This is a genomic window from Candidatus Arcticimaribacter forsetii, from assembly GCF_910589745.1.
GTDB classification, from domain to species: domain Bacteria; phylum Bacteroidota; class Bacteroidia; order Flavobacteriales; family Flavobacteriaceae; genus Arcticimaribacter; species Arcticimaribacter forsetii.
In genome coordinates this window covers 1,297,639-1,316,989 of record NZ_OU342399.1, presented here as the reverse complement: position 1 = coordinate 1,316,989, position 19,351 = coordinate 1,297,639, and the positions used below count along the sequence as shown (strand labels likewise).

The following is a 19,351-nucleotide window of genomic DNA, read 5'->3' as shown; positions in this document are numbered from 1 at the left end:
ATTACAAAGATAAAAATTTAATGATGCAATGGTTGTGCAATTATTTTATTTAAGCCACAACTTTAGCTTTCTCTTTTATAGTTTCAAGATGTTTTGCCATATTGCTTTTACACCATTCTTCACGTGCTAATTTTGGTGCGTGACCTATGGCTTTTGATAACTCCTCTTTCATTATATCCTCAACAACATCCACATATTCTTCCGTTGTAGAAATACTATCGTGTATTGTATATATTGGTGCATCTGGATACTCTATTGATATGCGCTTTGCAATAACATTAATCATTAAATAACTCTCAATACTCTGCAATAATCTTGGAAGTAGCGATTTGTCTTTACTCTTAATCTGTCTAAACACCTCATAAACGTTTGGAAACATCGCCTTAAACATCTTCTTTGGTTTTGCATCCTCTTGCCCCAAAAATCTATTATCTGTAAATAGCACTTGGAACACTGCCGTTTTAACTTCTTTTCGGTTTGCAAATGTTTCTCCTAATCGTTGGCTAAACTGTTGTTCTAAAAACTCGTAAAGTGTACCACTCACCACAAGATTTATATACTGACTAAACTCATTATTCATAAGGGTTTTATCAATATCTCCTAACATAATGTAAGAATCAGTATCGTGTACTTTGATATGTGATATGTTCATTCTATCATCACTCTTACCATCAATCTTATAAATATTCTCATTTATATCATTAAAAGAATAAAAAGGTCGATTTTTGGGCTCGTCAAACGTGATTGATAACTCATTTGGTGCATTTGGCTCATTTTTTTGCTCAATCCAGAACGAGCGACTCAATAATATGGTGCTTAAATAAGGTTGGCTATTTTTAATATCAATCGAAATTAATTTTTGGCCATCATACGTTACTGCATTTCTGATAACGCTTCGCATATTAGTAAGGTTGGAATGAAAACGATACACATTATCATCGTGCAACAAATAATAATCTTGACGACCTATTTTTTCTGCGCTAATTTTTGCGTGATTTAATTGGTCAATCGGTCTTTTATATTTGACTTCGACCTTACCATAGTTATTAACCTTTTTGGATTGCCACAAAGATTTGTTGTCTTTTTTTAACGCATATTCTTCGGCTAAAAACTTGTTGACGTAATTAATATCAATTTCTAATTTTTCATCAAACCATTTAGTTAGATAGTTTAGGTGTTTTACCGATGCTATTCTATTATTACGCTCAACTTTTAGTTTCCTGTAAAATGTTTGTTCGCTTATTGTATGAATAGCTACTTCACACCTGTATTTTTCAGCTAACCTAAACCCTTTTGATTTTGAGCCAACAAAGTATTGATTATCCGTTTCAATAATTTTTGCAACATTGATAAGATAATTTAAGTACTCTTTGTAATTAGAGATTTTGTCCTGTAAGATTTTTGAACTTATAGATACAAAGTCATCATACATTAAATCTTTGTTGTAGAGTGTAAGCGCATTTATTAAGTGAATAACATATAATAGTTTATCTCTTTTGTGTTTGTATTTCTTAAAATTAGGTGGGTAATCATAAACAATTTGGTCTATGTCTAAATTCTCTGGTATGTATAATCTCATTAAGCACTCTTGTTTTGGGTTAAAATTCTAACTACATCGTCATACTCATAGTACATTGTTTTACCCATTTTGGTAAAGGGTAGCGTACCATTGATTCGTAAATTCTGCAACGTACCCGGTGAGATATTTAATAGCTCGCGTACGTCTGCAGATTTTAACCACTTTTTTTGCTCTGTTTGGCTTCCTAAAATTGTCTTAAGTTCTGTGATGATTTCCTGTTTAAGAGTCTTTAAATCATCCTTTGTAATTACTTCAAATGTCATTCTGTATAAAAAATATTATTAGGTATTAACTACCTGATTTCTAACATTCAATATACATTAAAATCACCTTTTTTAAATGAAAAATTATTGACAGTTATTAACGAAATAGGCAAGCTTTTTAACAAGAAACTACCTGTAATACAAGTAGTTTCACGTATAAATCTCTATTTTTAGATTAAATTGTTATTGAGCTATCTTATTGGTATTTGGTCGAGTATTTTTATTAGCAAACTTTTGTTTCAAAATTGCCATATCATCACTAACTTTTCTATCCAATATTTTGGCATAATGTTGTGTCGTTTTTAGTGATTTATGACCTAACATTTTGCTTACAGATTCCATTGGCACACCATTAGACAATGTTACAGTAGTTGCAAACGTATGACGAGCTAAATGGGTGGTTAAGTTTTTATTGATACCACACAAGTCTGCTATCTCTTTTAAATAGGCATTAGACTTTTGATTGCTTAATACAGGAAGCAAAACGCCCTTTGTTACTGCTTCTGGATGGTTCTCGTATTTTTTTATAATCTCTAATGCGGTTGGAAGTAGTGGAATGTTACTGCGTGTATCGGTTTTAGTACGCTTTGTCTTTATCCATTTATCGCCATCAATACCAAATACCAAATTGTCTTTTGAGAGCTTCTTAACGTCGCTATATGCTAAACCTGTAAAGCAACAGAATATAAAAATGTCTCTTACTTGCTCTAAACGATTGGTGTGTAATTCTTTTTCGAGCATTGTTTGTATTTCTTCTTCTGAAAGATATTGACGTTCTACTTCTTTTAAACGCACTTTATAATTTAGAAATGGGTCTTTTTTAATCCAATCATTGGCTATTGCAATACGTACTATCTTTTTAAAATTCTTGATATACTTAATTGTACTATTATGCCCGCAGTTTCTAACGGTTTTTAAATAGAACTCAAAATCTGTAATATACTTGTGGTCTATTCTGTTCACAGGAATATCACTTACTTTATACTGATGTTGCATAAACTCTTGCAGATGCTTACATACCGTTTTATAACGCTCTAAAGTTCCTGCCGAAAACTCTCTACCTACTAATTTTTCAACTTGCCTATTGTGATTTTTAAAGATGCTTATAAGTGTTCTTTGTTTTTCCTCAACACCTAAAAACTTGTTTTTAAGGGTTTCTGTAGTAACCTCTTTGTTATCTTGCATTAAGTCTCTTTGGCTTTGATATACTTTTGTAGTAAGTGAATCTAAATATGCATTTAGTTCTCGTATATCTTCTGTTCTTCCAATCGCTTTATTGGCTTCAACGCTCCATTTCTCAATTTCAATGGTACGTTTTGTACTAATCTCTGTACGCTTACCATCTATGGTAATACGTAGGTAAATAGGGCATTTGCCCCGTGCATCTACTTTACTCTTTTTTAAGTAGAATAATAATCCAAATGTTTTGTTCATTCTGGTGACCTTTAATTATACATTAATTTACAAAATTTCGAGGTCTTTTAATTGATATATTATACTGATTTATAAACAGTTATAAACAATTAGGTGACCTAATTAAGGTTTAAAAAAGGTCACCTAATAGGTCACCAACAGAATGGTGTTTAATACATATTTTGATGTTTTGGGTAAAATAAAAAGTCCCATAAACATTGAGTTTACAGGACTTTCGTCGATTTTGAATAAATCTTGGCGGAGAAAGAGGGATTCGAACCCCCGGAGGTGTGACCCTCAACAGTTTTCAAGACTGCCGCATTCGACCACTCTGCCATTTCTCCTATGCGGTTGCAAATATACACTCCTTTTTGAACTAATAAAATTTTTAAAACGATATATTATATCTTTTTTTTATCTAAAATTAATATCTTCATTTAAAACTTGAAAATGAATGATTTACTTCAATATGGGCTTCTAATTCTAGTAGGTATGATTGCCGGAGTTATCAATACTTTAGCTGGTGGAGGTTCTTTATTGACGCTTCCTGTTCTTATTTTTATGGGATTACCACCCAATGTAGCTAATGCTACAAATCGTGTGGGTATCGCTTTTCAAGCACTTATTGGTACTGCAGGCTATCGATCCAAAGGAGTTTCAAACTTTCCATTCAATATATATTTAGGAATTTCTGCCTTGATTGGTTCCTTAATTGGAGCACAAATAGCAGTCGACATTAAAGGGGAGACCTTTAATAAATTATTGGCAGTTATTATGATTATTGTTGTGGCGATTATCGTTTTTAAGCCTAAAGCAACTGATTTAAAAATGCCAGAGCGACTTACAGGAAAGTATTTGTTTTATGCTATAATTGGTTTCTTTTTTATTGGAATTTATGGTGGGTTTATCAATGCCGGAATAGGATTTGTAATTATTTTATTTTTGAATAATGTCAATCGGTTATCCTTAATTAAGACCAACGCAACTAAAGTTTCCTTAGTTTTCATTTACACCTGTGGTGCTTTAGCTTTATTTGCTTACAATGGAACGGTCGATTGGTCTTCTGGATTCGTGTTAGCGATTGGGACTTCACTAGGAGCGTGGTGGTCAAGTCGATGGTCTGTTGATAAAGGGGAAGGCGTCATTAAAGTTGCAATGGTAATTATGGTAACAATAATGTCTATAAAGTTGTGGTTTTTTTAGACTAATAACCTACATACTCCATTATTTGTAGCCCATAACCCGTTATTCCTACACGAGGTCCTTGAGAAGAATTTGTAATTACTTTGAGTTTGTTAATTCTTAAATCATGAAGTATTTGAGCTCCAATTCCAAAATCTTTATAATCCATTTTCATAGGAGGTACTTTATGATATTCTCCTTGTCCTTGTATTTCGGTAAGTTCTGTAATTCTGGCTAATAAATTTTCAGACTGTTGTGCTTGATTAATAAAGATTACTGCTCCTTTACCCTCTTTATTAATAAGGCCAAAAATATCATCTAAATAGGACTGTAAGTAGTTTTTACCGTCGTTAGATCCGGTTAGCATCCCTAAAATATCATTATTAATTTGTGAAGAATTAATGCGAGTTAAAACACCCTCGTTTTCATTCCATGTTCCTTTTGTAAGCGCAACATGAACTTGACTGTTTGTAGTTTGTTGGTAAGCTCTTAATCTAAATTCTCCAAATCGAGTTTGTATCTCTGTATCTGCACGTTTTAGAATTAAACTATCGTGTTGCATTCTGTAAGAAACTAGGTCTTCTATAGAAACTAGTTTCAAGTTAAATTTTTCTGCAACTTTGAGCAATTGTGGTAAACGAGCCATGGTTCCATCTTCATTCATTATTTCAACAATTACTCCAGCAGGTTTAAATCCTGCCAGACGAGCAAAATCAATTGCAGCTTCTGTATGTCCTGTTCTACGAAGTACACCTCCTTCTTTTGCAATTAATGGAAATATATGTCCGGGTCTAGATAATTCATTAGGTTGTGTATTTTCGTTTACTAATGCCTCTATGGTTTTGGAACGATCGCTAGCAGAAATCCCCGTTGTAACTCCTTTACCTTTTAAATCTACAGATACAGTAAAAGCAGTTTCTAAAGGATCGGTATTGTTATCTACCATTCGGTTTAGATTGAGTTCGGTACAGCGTTTTTCTGTTAGTGGCGCACAAATTAATCCACGTCCGTGCGTTGCCATAAAATTGATCATTTCGGGTGTTATTTTTTCAGCTGCAGCTAGAAAGTCCCCTTCATTTTCTCGGTTATCATCATCTACAACAATAATGATTTCACCATTTTTGATTGCTTCTATAGCATCTGAAATATGATCTAATTTATTTTTTGACATGGCTGTATAATTCCTTAATTTTTATTTTTTTCATTGTACTTATAAACTTAGAAATAGGGACTGTAACTTTATCTAAGTTTGATATTCCTCGATCGCTCGAAGCTTGTTTGGTTAGGTATATTGCTAAACTTCCAATTATTAAAACGGAAATCCAATTTCCAACGATTGGACTTATGCTACTATCTTCTGCAGCGTTTTTACCAAATACCCCTACATAATGATACGATAAGAAAATAATTATCGCTAAAACTACTGGGAGTCCTAAACCTCCTTTTCTGATAATTGCTCCTAGAGATGCTCCAATTAGAAACAAAAAGAATACCCCAAATCCCATAGTATATTTGTCGTGGAATGAACTTTTATGGAGGTTAATTAGTTTTTGTTTTAAAAAAAATACTTTTTTCTTACTTGCTATACTTTGGATGACTCCTTTTACATTCATCGACATTGAATATAATGCTTGTTTGTGTCTAAAATATTTTTCAGATGTCATGAAGTGTAAAGGATTTTTAAAATAATTTACAAGGGAGTCGTTAAGTATACTGTCTTTGGGTTCGTGCTCGAGTAAACCAATTCCATTAGTTTTAATAAAATTTGATGCATATGATTCTCTAATATCCTTATATTTAACTTCAAGTGAATCAATGCTTTCATTTAACTCTTCTACCTGCTGCATTCTAAAAGTACTTTTGTAGTCCTCCTTTGATAAGTCTACATTATTGAACTGAGACAAATCAATATTCATGACGTACCGATCAAACTTAACTTTACTGTGTGGTATTCTCTTTTTATCTTCTATTTTTTTTGGATCAACTTCTTCGTATCTATTTCCATCGAAAAGCACCAGTTGAAGTTGGTCTCCTATTTCGGCGCTTTTTAATTCTCCTGTTGCTGCTTTTATGACGATATTGTTTTTTAAACTTGGTGTTTTTTCATGTATTATTACATCTTTTAAAAAACGACCTTCATTACCATACTTATCACTTACCTTGATATTCATTTGACCAATATCATTAAAAATCCCTTCTGTTATTGCAAGTGCCGGCTTCAGCTTTGCTAGGTTTCTTCGAAGGTTAAACGATTTTACTTCTGTGTAAGGAATTACATAATTTGAAAAATAAAAACTTCCAATTCCTAAGAAAAAATGAAAAACAATCAAACCTAACATTGCTCTTTGTAATGAAATACCTGTAGATTTCATCGCAGCAAATTCATAGTTCTCTGCAAATGTTCCATAGGTCATTATGGAAGCTAAAAGAACAGAAAGGGGAAGTACCAATGGAACAAGTTTTGGGGAGTAGTAAATTAAAAATTTTAAAATAGTTCCAATATCTATTCCTTTTCCAGCAAATTCATCTATGAATAACCATATGGTTTGAATTATAAAAATCAGCATTAGAATCATGAATACACTTAACAAACGTTGAGCGTAAGAAACTAATATATAACGATCTAAAATTTTCATTTTTAGTTATTAATGTAAAAATTTGGGTATTCAGAACTGTCAAATTCAAAATAGTCATTAGGCAAACTGATGTTTTCTTCTTGATTTAAGATGGTAAGTGTAGTGGTAGTTTTGTTATTCCCAATTTCAATAAGTCTATAAATAGAATTTTTATCAAGGTCTATTCCTAATAGTAAATATCGGATGTCATTATTTTCTTCAGATGGAATTAATTTTACAAACTGAATGGTTCTGCCCATTACTCTTTGGGATATATCCCATTGATAGTCGTATCCTTCTTCATAAAAACTCAATAATTTTGAAGGATTAACGCTGATAGCTTCGTCTGGGTCAGGTGTGCTTATTGTAATTTCTTCGTTTTCAGGTACAATGGTATGTAATTTTTCTCCATCAAATAATTGAATTACATCTAAAAATTCAAGGAGGTATTGATCTCCAGCAAGCGTAACTTTTCCTTCCGTTTCTTGTCTTATTTGTTCTTCTTTATTTTCAAGAACATATTGAAATTCTAATCTTAAATTTTGGTGCGTTTTAATTTCTGTCGAAACTTTATTTAATAAATATTTTGCTTGTTCTGGACCTTGTGCCATTGTAATAAAAGAAAAACCCATTAATAGAAATAGTAAACGCATAGGCATTTGTTTGTAATTATTCATTGTTCAATAACTGTTCCAAAGAAGTCAAATCGGGAATCAAAACTTGTCTCGCCTTACTTCCTTCAAAGGGCCCGACAATTCCAGCTGCTTCCATTTGATCAACTATTCTTCCAGCTCGATTGTATCCCAATTTAAGTTTTCGTTGTAATAGGGAGGCCGAACCTTGTTGTGCTGTTACAATCACTTCAGCAGCTTCTCTAAATAGTGCATCACGATCGCTGATATCATTATCTAAAAGTTTAGTACTTTCTTCTCCAACAAATTCGGGTAATATATGTGCTTCTGGATATGCTTTTTGAGCTCCAATATATTCGACAATTTTTTCAACTTCAGGAGTGTCCACAAAGGCACATTGTATTCGAGTAAGATCATTTCCTTGGGTATATAGCATATCCCCACGACCAATCAATTGATCTGCACCACCGCTATCAAGTATTGTTCTTGAATCAATTTTCGATGTTACGCGAAAAGCAATTCTAGCTGGAAAATTTGCTTTAATAATTCCAGTAATGACATTGACAGATGGACGTTGAGTTGCTATTATTAAATGAATCCCTATTGCTCGAGCCAATTGTGCCAAACGGGCTATAGGGGTTTCAACCTCTTTTCCTGCTGTCATTATTAAATCTGCAAATTCATCAACAACTAATACAATATAAGGAAGAAAACAATGACCTTCATCCGGGTTTAATTTTCTTGCTTTAAATTTAGCATTGTACTCTTTAAGGTTTCGACACATTCCATTTTTTAGCAATTCATATCGATTATCCATTTCAATACAAAGTGAATTTAATGTATTAATTACCTTAGTATTATCTGTTATAATCGCATCCTCAGAATCTGGAAGCTTGGCTAAATAATGTCTTTCAATTTTATTGTAAATGTTAAGCTCTACTTTCTTTGGGTCTACAAGTACAAATTTAACTTCTGCTGGATGTTTTTTATAGAGTAATGAAGTTAAAACTGCATTTAGTCCAACTGATTTACCTTGTCCAGTTGCTCCAGCCATTAATAAGTGAGGCATTTTCGCTAGGTCCACCACAAAAGTTTCATTACTGATTGTTTTTCCCAATGCAATTGGAAGTTCCATTTCAGCGGTTTGAAATTTTTGAGAAGCGATTACGGATCGCATCGAGACAATACTTGGGTTTTGGTTTGGAACCTCTATTCCAATTGTTCCTTTACCTGGAATAGGCGCAATAATTCGAATACCTAACGCTGCAAGAGACAGTGCAATGTCGTCCTCTAAGTTTTTTATTTTGGAGATTCTAATTCCAGCCTCCGGTACAATTTCATAAAGTGTTACGGTTGGACCAATATTGGCCTTAATATTAGCAATACCAATCTTGTAATTTTTTAAAGTATCTACAATTTTGTTCTTATTTGCTTCAAGTTCTTCTTGGTTTATGGTTATGCTTCCATCTCCATAGTCTTTTAATAAATCCAGAGTAGGGTATTGGTATTTACTTAGTTCTAGAGTTGGGTCATATGCTCCAAATTTTTCAACAAGTTCTTGAGCTAAGTTTTTTTCAACCTGATCTTCTTCGGCGATATCGTTGATTTCTATTTCAATATTTTCTTCAGGAATAATTTTCTCTTCTATTGTTTCCTCTACAGAAGAATATGAAGCCTCTGGGTCAATATTTTCAACTGTTTTTTCTACAGTTAAGGGAATGCTTTCTTTTGCAGTGTCCTCAGATATTATTTCACTTTCAACTTTAATATTATTGAAATTTTCGTTAATTATAATTTCCGAATCTTCTTTTGAATCTGACTTTATTTTTAATAAAATTAACTCGGGAGTAATTTTCCAATGCAGTACAATGTATATAAGACTCCCAAAAATTAACAGAACTCCGGTTCCTATAGATCCAATATAATCAGTTATAAAATCAGTAATTTCAAATCCCATTACTCCACTCAGTACAGGAAATAGGTTTGAATAATAACCAAAAAGTAAAGCAAACCACAAAGTGTAATACAGACCCCATGTCCATTGATTTAATAATTTCTCTTTTCTTGTATTGAAAAAGAAAATAAATCCAGTAATAGATAGCAAATACACAATGATATATGCAGCTAAACCAAAAAGTTTAAATATAAAAAAGTGACTTATTGCAGCTCCTAGTTTCGATAAGATATTTGAAGATTGAACAGATCGATCTCCGAGGGCATTTAAAGTACTTTGATCCTGTTCCCAACTAAAGAAATAGGAAGTGAATGCTATGAAAAACAGAATACTACTTAAAATTAGAAATCCACCAAACAGTATTTCGCGGGTACGTTTATTTTCTTCCTTAGAAACGGAAAAAATAGGGACTCTCGGTGAATTAGATTTTTTTGCAGTCATAAATAAAACCTTACCTACAAACTTACAAATAATGCTTGTAATAATGGTTTGAAATTTTAGGAACGGTCTTAAAAAAATAATTTCCCACGAGGGGAAATTATTTAATTCAAAATGTTACTAAAAAATAATCAAAAATGCTTTGATTAATCTAAATCAAAGCGATCAAGGTGCATTACCTTTGTCCATGCTGCTACAAAGTCATGTGCAAATTTGTCAGCGGCATCTTCACAGGCGTAAACCTCACCTAAAGCACGAAGTTGTGAGTTAGATCCAAAAACTAAATCTGCTCTTGTACCGATCCATTTAACTTCTCCACTGGATCTGTCTCTTCCTTCAAATGTTACTTTATCATCAGAAGTTGGAACCCACTTTGTGTCCATATCGTATAAATTAACAAAAAAGTCATTTGTTAATGTTTCTTTATTTTTAGTAAATACCCCATGAGCAGCACCTTTTGCATTGGCATCTAGGACTCTTAATCCTCCAACTAAAACGGTCATTTCAGGAGCAGTTAGTGTTAACAAATGTGCTTTGTCTAATAATAACTCTTCTGCATGACGATCGTTTCCAGCTGCAAGATAATTTCTAAACCCATCTGCTTTTGGTTCTAGTACAGCAAGTGCATCAACATCAGTATTTTCTTGAGTTGCGTCTGTTCTACCCGCGTGGAATGGAATGGAAACTTCATGTCCAGCTTTTTTAGCAGCAGCTTCTACTGCTGCGTCACCCGCTAAAACAATTAAATCGGCAAGTGAAATTTTCTTACTTCCATTACTTGAGTTAAAATTGTTTTGAATTCCTTCTAGTACTGAAATGACTTTAGCTAAATGAGCTGGGTCATTTGCAGCCCAATCCTTTTGAGGTGCTAAGTTAATTCGTGCTCCGTTTGCTCCACCACGTTTATCTGTGCCTCTATATGTTGATGCTGAAGCCCATGCAGTTTTAACTAATTGAGAAATACTCAAACCTGAATCTAATACGGTTGCTTTTAATGCAGCAACATCAGCTTCATTTACTAATTCATGATCTACAGCAGGAACAGGGTCTTGCCATATTAATGCTTCTGAAGGTACTTCTGAGCCAAGGAATCTAGAGATAGGCCCCATGTCACGGTGAGTTAATTTATACCAAGCACGAGCAAAAGCATCTGCAAATTCGTTAGGATTTTCATGAAAACGTTTAGAAATTTCTAAATATGCAGGATCTTTAATTAATGCAATATCTGTAGTCGCCATCATTGGCGCATGCTTTTTATTAGGATCATGTGCATCAGGAACTGTATCAGATCCTGCACCATCTTTTGGTGCCCATTGTTGCGCTCCAGCAGGACTATGAGTTAATTCCCATTCGTATCCAAATAAGGTATCAAAATAACTATTATCCCAAGTAGTTGGAGTAGGAGTCCAAGCTCCTTCAAGTCCACTTGTAATTGTGTCTCCACCCTTACCGGAACCAAAGCTGTTAATCCAACCAAAACCTTGGTTTTCCATACTTGATCCTTCTGGTTCTGGTCCTACATGATCAGGGTCACCAGCTCCGTGTGTTTTTCCAAATGTATGCCCACCAGCTACTAAAGCAACAGTTTCTTCATCATTCATTGCCATTCGTGCAAAAGTTTCACGGATATCTCTAGCCGAAGCAATAGGATCTGGCTTTCCGTTTGGTCCTTCTGGGTTCACGTAAATTAATCCCATTTGAACTGCACCTAGTGGATTTGCAAGTTCGCGATCACCCGAATAACGTTGGTCACCTAACCATTCAGTTTCTGGTCCCCAGAATATATCTCCTTCTGGCTCCCAAACATCTTCACGACCACCCCCAAAACCAAATGTTTTGAAGCCCATTGATTCCAATGCAACATTTCCTGTAAGGATCATTAAATCCGCCCAAGATAATTTTTTACCATATTTCTTTTTTATTGGCCATAGTAAACGTCTTGCTTTATCAAGATTTCCGTTATCTGGCCAGCTGTTCAAAGGTGCGAAACGTAAAGTCCCTGCAGACGCACCACCACGTCCGTCAGAAACTCGGTATGTTCCTGCACTATGCCATGCCATGCGAATAAAAAACGGACCATAATGACCATAATCTGCTGGCCACCAGTCTTGGGAATCCGTCATTAAATCATTTAAATCTTTTTTAACAGAAGCCAAATCTAGGCTACTAAATTCTTTAGCATAATCAAAATCTGAACCCATTGGATTTGTTACAGGAGCGTTTTGATGTAATATTTTTAAGTTTAATTGCTCTGGCCACCAATCTGAATTTGATAAAGCGGCAGCTGTTGTGTGTCTTTGTTCTGCTGGAGCAAAAGGACATTTCCCTTCTCCATTACCTAAATGTTCCATGATATAATTTTAAAGTTTAAAATAACAAAATATAAATGAGTTCATTCTTAGTTTTTCATTTAATATAATTACAGAAACATAAGAAAAACTTATGAAGCATATATAAAGGATTAAAATACAGTAAATCTCTAGTAACCTATGACTATTTGACTGTTGTTATTTTTTTGATTTTAATCCCAAAATAAGCGTAAATTAAAGTCATAAACGGACTCAGCCAATTAAAAATGGCATAAATAAAATACTCTCCAACACCAACTCCTAGCACACCTGACTGATATGCTCCACAGGTATTCCATGGGATTAATACAGAAGTAACTGTTCCTGAATCCTCTAAGGTTCTACTCAGGTTTTCTGGCGCTAAGTTTTTGTCTTCGAATGCTTTGTTAAACATTTTTCCAGGAAGAACAATCGATAAATATTGATCCGAAGCTGTAAGGTTAATAACTACACAGGATGCTGCTGTACTCGCAAATAATTGAAAGGTAGACTCTGCAACGGACAACAAGGCATTACTTAACTTTTTTAATCCTCCTATTGCGTCCATGATACCACCAAAAACCATAGCACAAATAATCAGCCATATAGTTCCTAGCATTCCTTTCATTCCGCCCGAGCTAAATAAGTCATTCAATAACTCATTGTTTGTAGTGATGCTTATATCACTGGTAATCGCATTCATGACCCCTTGATAACCACTGCTTATAGTTAAGGTTTCTGAACCTGCAATCTTAGTCACAATATCAGGTTGAAAAATTAAAGCAAAAATACCTCCCAAAAGAGTCCCCGCAAGTAGTGCTGCTAGAGGAGGTGTTTTTTTTATGATTAAAACAATAACCAATATGGGAACAATAAATAAGCCTAAATTTATAGTGAAACGCTCTTTAATGCTCGTTAGTAAAACATCTGTATCTGCTGCTCCTGAAGTGTTTTGAAAGAATCCAAGAATTAAAAAAACAACCATTGTAATTACAATACTTGGTATTGTAGTGTGAGTCATATATTTAATGTGAGTAAATAAATCTGATCCAGCCATAGCAGGAGCTAGATTAGTTGTATCACTTAATGGAGATAATTTATCTCCAAAATAGGCTCCAGATATTACAGCCCCTGCTACCATTCCAACAGGGATTTCTAAAGCGCGTCCAATTCCAATTAACGCTATTCCAACAGTTGCAGATGTAGTCCAACTACTCCCTGTTGCTATCGAGATTATAGCACAGATAATGATACAGGCTGGTAAAAATATACTTGGATGTAAGATTTGTAATCCATAATAGATCATTGCAGGTATAATTCCACTTAATAACCAGGTTCCAGCTAGAGCTCCAACAAACAACAAAATTAATATCGCACCCGTTGTTGATTTTAAGTTTGAACCAATTGCATCCAGCATAGATTCGTAGGTTATTTTATTTTTAAAACCAACAATAGCTGCCACAGCTGCACCAATTAATAATATGAATTGATTGGAACCCCCAAGAGCATCATCCCCGAAGATGGTTACATTAAACGATAATAGAAGAACTAAAATAATTACCGGGATCAAAGCACCCCTGAGAGTAATAGAAGATTGATTTTCTTGTTGCATTAAAAATATATTAAATGTAATAATACAACTTTTTTATAGCTTACTAAAACTGAATTGTCAAACTAATTTCATAGCTACTCCATACAGGTTTTAGAGTTGGAAGAATTCAAGGCTTATCGCACTATGTATTATTGCAAAGAACAAAATAAATGATTTCATAAATAAAGATTTAGGTTTGAAGAAATGTTCATCAAATTCTATGATTTAATTGATAAATAAATTATTTAACATTTTTTTTAAAAGAACAAAAATCAAATACTAGGGTAGTGAGAGAAACATTTGTATTTTTGCATTGCAATTTTTAAAAAATAAATGATGAGTAAATTTGATGTTGCTGTAATTGGATCAGGACCAGGTGGTTATGTAGCTGCAATTCGTTGTGCACAGTTAGGAATGAAAACAGCTTTAATAGAAAAGTATAGTACCCTTGGAGGTACCTGTTTAAATGTTGGATGTATACCTTCTAAAACACTTCTAGATTCTTCACATCATTATGAAGACGCTATTAAGCATTTCGATACCCATGGGATTGAAATTCCTGGAGACATAAACATAAACTTTGAAAAAATGATTGGGCGTAAACGTTCAGTTGTTGAGCAAACTACGAAAGGAATCGAGTTTTTAATGGATAAAAATAAGATTACAGTTTTCCAAGGTTTAGGAAGTTTTGTGGATGATACCCATATTCTAGTAGATGGTGAGAACAAAGAAACAATAGAAGCAAAGAACACGATAATTGCAACAGGTTCTAAGCCAGGCTCTCTACCTTTTATTACAATAGATAAAGAACGAGTTATTACTTCTACAGAAGCATTAGAGCTTAAAGAAATCCCTAAACACCTTGTTGTTATTGGAGGGGGAGTAATTGGCCTTGAGTTAGGACAAGTATATAAAAGGTTAGGTGCTGAAGTTTCCGTAATTGAATATGCAGATCGAATTACACCTGCAATGGATAGTGCTTGCTCTCGTGAATTGACAAAAGTTTTGAAAAAACAAGGAGTTAAATTTTATTTATCTCATGGAGTAAATAAGGTTGAACGAACTGGTGATACAGTTCAAATTACTGCAACAGACAAAAAAGGAGCAGAAGTTTCTTTTGAAGGAGATTATTGCCTAGTTTCTGTGGGTAGAAAACCATACACTGCTGGTCTAAATGCAGAAGCTGCTAGAGTTCAATTAAATGAACGCGGACAAGTAGAAGTAAATGATCATTTGCAAACAACAGCTTCTAATATTTATGCTATTGGTGATGTAGTTCGAGGAACTATGCTTGCTCATAAAGCTGAAGAAGAAGGTGTGTTAGTTGCTGAATTTTTAGCAGGTCAGAAACCACATATTGATTATAACTTAATACCTAATGTAATTTATACATGGCCAGAAGTTGCATCTGTTGGAAAAACTGAAGAACAACTTAAGGAAGCAGGTGTTCAATATAAAAGTGGACAATTCCCTATGCGAGCTTTAGGTCGTGCACGGGCAAGTATGGATACCGATGGTTTTGTTAAAATTCTAGCTGATGCAGCAACAGACGAAGTGTTAGGTGTACATATGGTTGGTGCTCGAGTTGCTGATTTAATTTCTGAGGCAGTCACTGCAATGGAATTTAGAGCCTCAGCAGAGGATATTGCTCGTATGAGTCATGCGCATCCAACATATGCTGAAGCAGTTAAGGAAGCGGCACTAGCTGCAACTGAAAATCGCCCGCTACATATCTAAAATAAATCTTTTAGATTTTATTTTTTTTATAGAACTTGACCATGAGTTCTGCTATTTCTGGTCCCGCATCTTCTTGTAGAAAATGCCCACCTTTGATGGTTTTATGTTCCTGGTCTTTAGTTCCCGGCACCAGTTTCTGAAATACTTTATCTCCACCCTTAGTGATGGGATCTTGATCACTAAAAAGTGTTAAAAAAGGTTTTTTCCATTGGGTCAATATTTTCCATGCATTTTTGTTGTTTTCACATTCAGGATTTTGTTCAGTGGTGGGAACCAGTGCTGGAAAAACTCTGGCACCTGCTTTGAAACTATCATCGGGAAACGGCGCATTGTATGCTGCTAATACCTCCTTGGATAAATCTGTTGTTGTTGCCATTTGAATAACAGTTGCTACATCAAATTCTGGACTATTAGCTGCAAAGTTTTGCCAATCTAAAAATGCCTGAGGTGGGCTTACGCTTCCTGTAGGAAGCATTGTGTTTCCCGCAACTACAGATGTGAAATTATTAGGGTTTGCAGTCAATAAGCGTAAACCAATGAGACCACCCCAATCTTGAATAAAGATATTTATGTTTTTTAATTCTAGATGATCTAATAAAGCATGTGTCCATTTTATATGACTTGCATAGCTATAATCGGTTTGTTCCGATGGTTTATCTGATTTTCCAAAACCAATTAAATCAGGTGCAATAACTCGGAATCCAGAATGTACTAAAGTCGGAATCATTGTTCTATATAAATAAGACCAACTTGGTTCTCCGTGGAGAAGTAAAATAATTGGGCCATCTGGATTTCCTTCATCTAAATAATGCATTCTTAATTCAGAATTTATTTGATGATAGTTAGCTTTAAATGAATAATCTTTAAGATTTTCAAATGCAGTTTCAGGGGTTCTCAATACGTTCATTATTCACATTTTATTGCAGGATTTCCAGCCCAATTTATAACTTCTTTTAAAAGTTGTTTGTAGTGTAAATTTTGGTAATATTCTGATTTATGACCCAATGCAGAGTAAAATACCTTCCCTTTTTTTATGCAGTTATACCATACTATTGGATGATCTTCAGCCATTCCAAAGTCTTTATCTGCTAAGGTTCCATCTTCCAAAACACCGCTCATAACTAAATTTGTTTCATCGAGGGTATAAAGGATTTTAGCACCTTTTTTTCTAGGACTTTCATAAAACACATACCATTCTTCTTCTTGATTCCATTGACTAATAAGTGTGTCGCATTTTGGAAAGCCGGGAGGGCATTCTTTATTTAAAACACCTATTTGATATTGCGGAACCATAGGATGATGTGAAAAACGAGCGTTAATAACTTCATCATAATACCAATCCCAAGTTCCGGAATTATCACCAGAGCCATGAATACCTATAAAGCTACCTCCTTGTTCGATGTATTTTTTGAAATTAAGACGTTGCTCTTCATTAAGTGTAGATCCAGTAACGTTATTCCATAAAACAATATCAAAAAGTTTGAGTTGGTTCGAATTGTAAATTGAAGCATCATCTAGGAAAGTAATGACCCAATTGTTCTCTTTAGCGAGGGATGAAAGCATTTCTTTTGCAGCTGGAATTGCTTCTTCATGATACCATCCGTTTGCTTTCGAGTAAACTAAAATATTTAAATTCAGTGTATCAAGATTTAATTCTACAAAGGGAGAATTATTTGTTTCTTTTATGGTCTTAGATAGTTGCATTCTTGCAATGAAATAGAATACTATGATTACAATTATTGCAAAATATCTTTTTTTCATAAAAGCTAATTATACGGAGGTTTTTGCTTTAGATTTAATTTACTCCAAAGTATAAAAAATAATCTACTTCTATACTTGTGTATATAAAATGTTATAAATAAACAAGTTATGGTAAACAAGATAGCGCTAATAGTACTCTCGGTTATTGTGCCTGAATATTTATAGTATTTATAAATTCCAATACCATAAAGGCTGCCGTACAATATAAAATAGTGTACGATGTATATTGTCAATGTTTTTTGTCCGATCCAAACCCAAAAACCTTTGGAGAAAATGAGGTTTAGTGACATGAAAATTGCAATTAGAATAAAGACATCGCCCAGTCTAATAAAAAGGAAATTATTGTATGCAACCTTGTTCAATAACAACCAATTTGTCTGTTCATAAACCCAAATAAATAAATCAGAAGATTTTTTAATTAGAAGAAATCCAAAAATTGCAAAACACAAACTTTTATAAAAAAAATGCTTAGGTTCATTCCCAAATAAAACCGCTATAAAAGCTCCAAAACTTACATATCCTAACCAAGGGAAAATATAAAAAACTCCTCCATTTGCTTTAGTTAAATATGCCGCAAGGAAAGGGCTAAGGTGATCAAATTTTATATCTACATAAAGGGGTTGTGTAAAGAAAATAATCAGTGTTATTCCTAAAAAAAATAAAGCAACTCCCTTTTTCAAATAACTAAACAAAGCATACGATGTTACAGTGAATATCAATCCTAAGCCTATGATTTGAAGTACATCTGGCATTAAAAAAGAATGGTTCAGCTTTCCCTGAATCAACATTGGCAAATTTAATCTCAAAAGATATCCCCACAGGATTAATTCAATCCCTCGTTTCAATCCTTTTTTTATTCTAGGATTATGAAAACCTTGAATTGGATTTTTAAGAAGTAAGAAATAAACAACCCATCCAGTAACCGTAAAAAAAACAGGCCCTGTAAATCCTCTACAATAAAGCCAAAAAGAGTATAAGTAGTTGTCAGAATTTATATAAATGGGATCAAGAATGCCACTTATAAAATGTCCTTGAAGCATCATTAAAATAGCAAATGCTCTCAGGGCATCTAAAAAATAGAGTCTTTGAATTGGTTGTAGTTTAGTTTTCACAACTACAAATGAAATGAATAGTATCCGTACTTCCTAACGATGGAGCTTTTTAGCTTTTATTTAATGGAATTAAAATTCCAATATTTGTTTTTTGGAAGTGGTGCTTCAAAGCTTATAAATTCCATTGATTTTGGATCTTTATAGTTTATTTTCCAAGAATGTAGACCTATAGATAAAGGCAGGTGTTTTGTGTTAGCACCATATTTTTCATCCCCAATTATAGGACATCCCATATCGGATAGTTGTGCTCTTATTTGATGAAAACGACCTGTTTTTGGCTTTATTTTAAGTAAATATCCAAACTCGTTTTTATCAATAACTTCATATGTTAATATAGCTTCTTGGGTTTCTTTTGATTTTACTTTTTTAATTTCAGATTTCTTTTTTAAATTATTTTTAAACAAGAAGTTAACCAATTCATCTTTCCTTATTTCGGGTTCTTTTTCAACAATTGCTAGATAGGTTTTTTGAACTTTTTTAGTACTGAAAAGTTTATTGAAGTTGACGAGTATACTTTTTTTCTTTGCAAAAATTAGTACTCCACTTGTAACTCGATCAAGTCGATGAATGATTCCAATGAACGGGTTTTTTCTAACTTTTGTTAAATGATTTTTTACTTGATCCTCTACGGTTATTTTTTCGAATGGACTTTTCTCGCTGATCAACCCACTTTGTTTATTTACTACTATTAGGTCTTTGTTTTCATGGATCACTTCTAACATCATCTTTGGTATCTGTCTTTATATT

General features: G+C 33.6%; 15 protein-coding genes and 1 tRNA gene. 2 read left to right on the top strand and 14 right to left on the bottom strand.

Translation table 11 applies throughout. The annotated features are described in order from the left end of the window. Positions 1-49 precede the first annotated feature (49 nt). The 4 genes from NG655_RS06070 to NG655_RS06055 all read right to left on the bottom strand — a co-directional run bounded on the left by NG655_RS06070 (position 50) and on the right by NG655_RS06055 (position 3,599). Complete coding sequence (locus tag NG655_RS06070) at positions 50-1,579, bottom strand: hypothetical protein (RefSeq protein WP_252158444.1); 1,530 nt, start codon at positions 1,577-1,579, stop codon at positions 50-52. Then, on the bottom strand, positions 1,579-1,842 hold the full coding sequence (locus NG655_RS06065) for a helix-turn-helix domain-containing protein (protein ID WP_035325026.1): 264 nt from the start codon (positions 1,840-1,842) through the stop codon (positions 1,579-1,581). The genes NG655_RS06070 and NG655_RS06065 overlap by 1 nt, the downstream gene beginning before the upstream one ends. Before the next feature lie 183 nt (positions 1,843-2,025). Continuing rightward, positions 2,026-3,276, bottom strand: coding sequence for a site-specific integrase (locus tag NG655_RS06060; protein WP_252158443.1), 1,251 nt, complete (start codon positions 3,274-3,276; stop codon positions 2,026-2,028). A 235-nt stretch (positions 3,277-3,511) separates the two neighbouring features. Continuing rightward, a tRNA-Ser gene (locus NG655_RS06055) sits at positions 3,512-3,599 on the bottom strand. 106 nt (positions 3,600-3,705) lie between these two features. On the opposite strand from NG655_RS06055, the gene NG655_RS06050 reads away from it, so the two are divergent. Beyond that, on the top strand, positions 3,706-4,458 hold the full coding sequence (locus NG655_RS06050) for a sulfite exporter TauE/SafE family protein (protein ID WP_252158442.1): 753 nt from the start codon (positions 3,706-3,708) through the stop codon (positions 4,456-4,458). A 1-nt stretch (position 4,459) separates the two neighbouring features. Here NG655_RS06050 and ribB read toward each other — a convergent pair whose 3' ends face one another. The 6 genes from ribB to nhaC form a co-directional block, all read right to left on the bottom strand. Beyond that, the gene (gene ribB, locus NG655_RS06045; protein ID WP_252158441.1) at positions 4,460-5,608 is read right to left on the bottom strand and encodes a 3,4-dihydroxy-2-butanone-4-phosphate synthase; all 1,149 of its coding nucleotides are present in this window, start codon (positions 5,606-5,608) and stop codon (positions 4,460-4,462) included. Then, positions 5,595-7,073 (bottom strand): LptF/LptG family permease, encoded by a 1,479-nt coding sequence (locus tag NG655_RS06040; RefSeq protein WP_252158440.1) that lies wholly within the window; start codon positions 7,071-7,073, stop codon positions 5,595-5,597. The genes ribB and NG655_RS06040 overlap by 14 nt, the downstream gene beginning before the upstream one ends. A gap of 2 nt (positions 7,074-7,075) precedes the next feature. Continuing rightward, complete coding sequence (gene lolA1, locus NG655_RS06035) at positions 7,076-7,705, bottom strand: outer membrane lipoprotein periplasmic chaperone LolA1 (RefSeq protein ID WP_252158439.1); 630 nt, start codon at positions 7,703-7,705, stop codon at positions 7,076-7,078. 16 nt (positions 7,706-7,721) lie between these two features. After that, on the bottom strand, positions 7,722-10,079 hold the full coding sequence (locus NG655_RS06030) for an FtsK/SpoIIIE family DNA translocase (protein ID WP_252158438.1): 2,358 nt from the start codon (positions 10,077-10,079) through the stop codon (positions 7,722-7,724). 143 nt (positions 10,080-10,222) lie between these two features. Further along, entirely contained in the window at positions 10,223-12,427 is a 2,205-nt protein-coding gene (gene katG, locus NG655_RS06025; RefSeq protein WP_252158437.1) for a catalase/peroxidase HPI, read from the bottom strand. Between the two features lie 142 nt (positions 12,428-12,569). Next, the gene (nhaC, locus tag NG655_RS06020; protein ID WP_252158436.1) at positions 12,570-14,015 is read right to left on the bottom strand and encodes a Na+/H+ antiporter NhaC; all 1,446 of its coding nucleotides are present in this window, start codon (positions 14,013-14,015) and stop codon (positions 12,570-12,572) included. Positions 14,016-14,330: 315 nt separating this feature from the next. On the opposite strand from nhaC, the gene lpdA reads away from it, so the two are divergent. Next, positions 14,331-15,731, top strand: coding sequence for a dihydrolipoyl dehydrogenase (gene lpdA, locus NG655_RS06015; RefSeq protein WP_252158435.1), 1,401 nt, complete (start codon positions 14,331-14,333; stop codon positions 15,729-15,731). Positions 15,732-15,741: 10 nt separating this feature from the next. Here lpdA and NG655_RS06010 read toward each other — a convergent pair whose 3' ends face one another. From NG655_RS06010 to NG655_RS05995, 4 genes are read right to left on the bottom strand one after another with little or no spacing between them, the layout of a single operon-like run. Further along, a complete protein-coding gene (locus tag NG655_RS06010; RefSeq protein ID WP_252158434.1) occupies positions 15,742-16,638 on the bottom strand; it encodes a haloalkane dehalogenase in 897 nt (298 codons plus the stop codon). Beyond that, entirely contained in the window at positions 16,638-17,492 is an 855-nt protein-coding gene (locus tag NG655_RS06005; RefSeq protein ID WP_252158433.1) for a ThuA domain-containing protein, read from the bottom strand. Before NG655_RS06005 ends, NG655_RS06010 begins: the two co-directional genes overlap by 1 nt. A gap of 5 nt (positions 17,493-17,497) precedes the next feature. Further along, a complete protein-coding gene (locus tag NG655_RS06000; RefSeq protein WP_252158432.1) occupies positions 17,498-18,604 on the bottom strand; it encodes a heparan-alpha-glucosaminide N-acetyltransferase domain-containing protein in 1,107 nt (368 codons plus the stop codon). 56 nt (positions 18,605-18,660) lie between these two features. Continuing rightward, complete coding sequence (locus NG655_RS05995) at positions 18,661-19,326, bottom strand: RluA family pseudouridine synthase (RefSeq protein ID WP_252158431.1); 666 nt, start codon at positions 19,324-19,326, stop codon at positions 18,661-18,663. Positions 19,327-19,351: the final 25 nt, after the last annotated feature.